The organism is Clostridium polynesiense (genome assembly GCF_000820705.1).
Lineage (GTDB): Bacteria > Bacillota > Clostridia > Clostridiales > Clostridiaceae > Clostridium_AA > Clostridium_AA polynesiense.
In genome coordinates, this window is the sequence record NZ_CCXI01000101.1 from 1 (window position 1) to 3,902 (window position 3,902).

Sequence of the window (3,902 nt, forward strand, 5' to 3'; positions counted from 1 at the left end):
TTTTTAATATCATTTTTTCTATAATATCAATTAATTCATCAGGTTCCGTTAATGGTCCTAGAGGTGCCACGTAACTTTCAACATTTCCATTTATAAGCACTGCAATATAAATATAGTTATCACCGTATTTTTTTATAGGAAAATAAACTCTATTATAGTCACTCAAAATGGTTTTTTTATCTGCAGTACTATATTGTAGTTCCTGAGGTTCATCGTAAATAAACTCTAAAACCAAACCATCATTCATAGCTTTTTTCATATCGTCTGCAATCCCAAGTACTATTGCCCCTTCCCGTTTATCTGGAGAAAGGCTGTTTATATCTATGTTTTGTTTTTCAAGCTCCTTTACCTGATATTCAGTTAATTCCTCAACATCATATTTTCCTTCTATTTTTTCCGCTCTCTTCTTTGAGGCTTTAATTATCTTTCGATACTTAGGGTCCTGGGGATTTATGGTTATCCTTTCACCCTTCTTATAAATAGCAATTTCCTTCGGAGAGGCGCTTATACTTCCGTTTTTATTTCCTATAACATTTGCTGTGCAGGCTGTAAAAGTAACCACTGCTGATATTACAAAAGCTAAAGCATAAATTTTATATTTCACTTTTCCACCCCATAATTTAATTAATATACTTATATGTATTAATATTCCTTAATATACATTGAATTATTAGTGGAAATGCTATCTATTAAGTATATTTTCTATTTTTATTAGCTTCTTCTCCTCGAAGGTAAGCTTAAAAGCATCAGGCATCTTCAGTTTATACCAAAAATCATAACTGCAGCTTTCATCATAATTATTTATTAAGGAGGTAAGTATTGTGCCATGAGTACAGATTATAATGTTCTCTCCCTTATATTTATTTAGTATTTTTCTAAGCTCTATAACCCCTCTCCTTTTCACATCGTTAATGGATTCCCCTTTTTCAAGGTGAAAGTCAAAATCTTCCCACTGCTTTTTAGTAAAGGCATAAAAATCTTTAATGTATCCTTCAGTTATCTTCCTCTCTCTAAAATTCTCAGATATTTCAATATCTATACCTTTTGTCACCGCTATTTCTTTCACAGTGTCCACAGCTCTTAAATAGGGACTTGAAAAAATTCGTGATATTTCATAATCTCTGAATAGTTCAGTGAGCATTAAAGCATCTCTTTTCCCTTTAAAAGACAGCGGTCTCCTTGAATCTTTAGGTGTAAAATTAACCTCTGCGTGTCGGATTAAATAAATATTGGTATACATCCATTCTTCCTCGCTTCCAATCATCCATAATTGTATTAATTTAAGTCTTGGAGTATAAACAACCATTAAATTCATCTATTTATATTTTAAACCATTTTTTTAACTATGAAAACTATTATATACCAAAAAATGTAACTACCCCTGGGGTGCTTCCAGAAAAAAGGAAGCACCCCAGGGGTAGTTACATTTTTTTACAGAGCTACTTTATAGCTCTGCTTCCCGGTTTCACATAAGGAATATTTTCTCTGCATAGAGGACATTCCTCTTTATCAAAGCTTTTTATATGAAGGTTGACAGCTCCGTATACTGGTAGGGCTACTTCTGCTGTGCTTCTGTTCACTATGCAGCAGATTCCTATAACCTCTGCTCCTAAGTACTTTAATACCTCTGCTGTTTCAAGGGAGGATTTTCCTGTGGTTACAACATCCTCTGCAATTAATACCTTTTGTCCTTTTTTTATTTCAAAACCTCTTCTTAAGGTCATAACTCCATTTTCTCTTTCAGTGAATATTGCAGGTTTTCCTGTTTGCCTGCCTACCTCGTAGGCTACAATTATTCCCCCCATAGCAGGTCCAACTACTAAATCAAAGTCTAAATCCTTAATCTTATCCTTTACCACGCTGAGGACTTTTTCTGCTTTGTCAGGATACTGCAGCAGCCTTGCACACTGACAGTATCTGTTGCTGTGCCTTCCTGAGGACAGAAGAAAATGTCCTTCCAATAATGCATCACACTCTTTTAATATTTCTATTACATCTATATCACTCATAGCTTACCCTCCAAATATAATCTATAATTTTTTCAGTTAAAATCAATACTTTACTGTTATAACTACTTCTATAACTTTTTCTATATGAAAAGGTCTTATATAATTCCTGTTATTTCACTTAAATCCTTTATATTTTCTCTTATCATGAATTCTTCCAGCCCCTTTATAATCTCCGGACAGACATATGGATTAACGAAGTTAGCTGTGCCTACCTGTACTGCCTTTGCTCCTGCCATGATAAATTCCACAGCATCCTGCCATGTGCTTATTCCTCCTAAGCCAACTACAGGCACATCCACCTCCCTGCATACCTCATAAACCATCCTTAATGCTATAGGCTTTATTGCAGGTCCTGATAGACCAGCGGTTATATTATTAAACACAGGCTTTCTCTTTCTTATGTCTACGGCCATTCCCTTAAAGGTATTTACAAGGGACAGTGCATCTGCTCCCGCTTCACAGCATTTATATGCCATGTTAACTATATCCTCTGCATTAGGTGAAAGCTTCACCATAAGAGGCTTCCTACAAATCTTTTTAACTTCGGAAACCACTTCATAGGCTACTAAGGATTTGATTCCAAAAGCCATTCCTCCGGATTTAACATTTGGGCAGGATATATTAAGCTCTATCATATCCACTTCACTGTCATTAAGCTTCATAACCCCTGCAAGATAATCCTCCAGAGTACCCCCTCCCAAATTTGCAATTACTACAGTATCTATTTTCTTCATTTTAGGAAGTTCATTTTCTATAAATTTATCCACTCCGGGATTTTGAAGGCCTACGCTGTTAAGGAGCCCCCCTCTGGTTTCAAATACCCTTATTCCGTCATTACCTTCTTTTTTATTTAAGGTAAGCCCCTTTGAAGAAATACCTCCAAGGATAGATACATCATAAAATTCTCCGTACTCTTCTCCGAAGCCGAAGGTGCCTGAAGCGGCAATTACCGGGTTCTTAAAATCTATTCCGCATATATTTATATTAAGCATATCCGCCACTCCTCTTCTTAATAGTTATAGTATTAAATCATCCCCTGAAAATACAGGACCTTCCTTACAGCTTCTTTTATTTCCATCCTTTGTTTTGCAGGTACAGCCCAGGCAGGCTCCAACTCCGCAAGCCATCCTTTTCTCCGTAGACACCAGTACCTTTACACCCTTTTCTCTGCATATCTTTACAACCTTATTCATCATTATTTCCGGCCCGCAGCATAAAACCATATCACAGTTCTCTAAATTCAATATATCTGTTACATACCCTTTATAACCTGTACTTCCATCCTCTGTGGCTATATTTATACTTTCAGCCCAACGCTCCATTTCATCTACTGCATAAACTTCACTTCTAAAACCTGCATATATATCAATAGAATTAACCTCAGAGTTATCCTTAAGCTTTTCCACTACGTAGTTAAAGGGAGCAATCCCTATACCTCCTGAAACTATCGCAATATTCCCTTTTAAATCCCCTACAGGAAATCCATTACCTAAAGGACCTGTAAGTTTAATTTCATCTCCATACTTTAATGACTTTAATATTTCTGTTCCCTGTCCGCACACCTGATATATAAAATGAATTTTGTTATCCTCTACCTTGTGTACACTTATAGGCCTTGATAATAAAGGCTCATTTTCCCAGGCTCTCAGCATATAGAACTGTCCCGGGAAAGCAGCATAGCTGCCTTCTACAGCTAATCTGTACACCCTTTGAGCCAGTTCTTCATTTTCTAAAACTCTGGAGATTCTGTATTCCATCTTCTGCAAATCCTTTTCCCCCTTAAAGCTTCCTCTATTTAATATTAGCTCTTATATCATCTCTCATCCTTACAGTTTCTTTTGCTGCATACTCATCAAACCTTAAAGCTCCGTCTTCATGATTTCTGTAGGCTAA

General features: G+C 36.2%; 5 protein-coding genes. All 5 read right to left on the reverse strand.

Annotated features, from left to right (window positions below):
- The coding region (locus TA89_RS09410) for a hypothetical protein (protein WP_040212850.1) at positions 1-604 on the reverse strand (604 nt) is incomplete at its 3' end.
- Positions 605-682: 78 nt separating this feature from the next.
- Positions 683-1,315, reverse strand: coding sequence for a histidine phosphatase family protein (locus tag TA89_RS09415; protein WP_082023898.1), 633 nt, complete (start codon positions 1,313-1,315; stop codon positions 683-685).
- A gap of 124 nt (positions 1,316-1,439) precedes the next feature.
- Positions 1,440-2,009, reverse strand: coding sequence for an orotate phosphoribosyltransferase (gene pyrE / locus TA89_RS09420; protein ID WP_040212851.1), 570 nt, complete (start codon positions 2,007-2,009; stop codon positions 1,440-1,442).
- Between the two features lie 95 nt (positions 2,010-2,104).
- Positions 2,105-3,001: a dihydroorotate dehydrogenase gene (locus TA89_RS09425; protein ID WP_040212852.1), complete on the reverse strand. Its 897-nt coding sequence runs from the start codon at positions 2,999-3,001 to the stop codon at positions 2,105-2,107.
- A gap of 24 nt (positions 3,002-3,025) precedes the next feature.
- Positions 3,026-3,766 (reverse strand): dihydroorotate dehydrogenase electron transfer subunit, encoded by a 741-nt coding sequence (locus tag TA89_RS09430; RefSeq protein ID WP_040212856.1) that lies wholly within the window; start codon positions 3,764-3,766, stop codon positions 3,026-3,028.
- Positions 3,767-3,902: the final 136 nt, after the last annotated feature.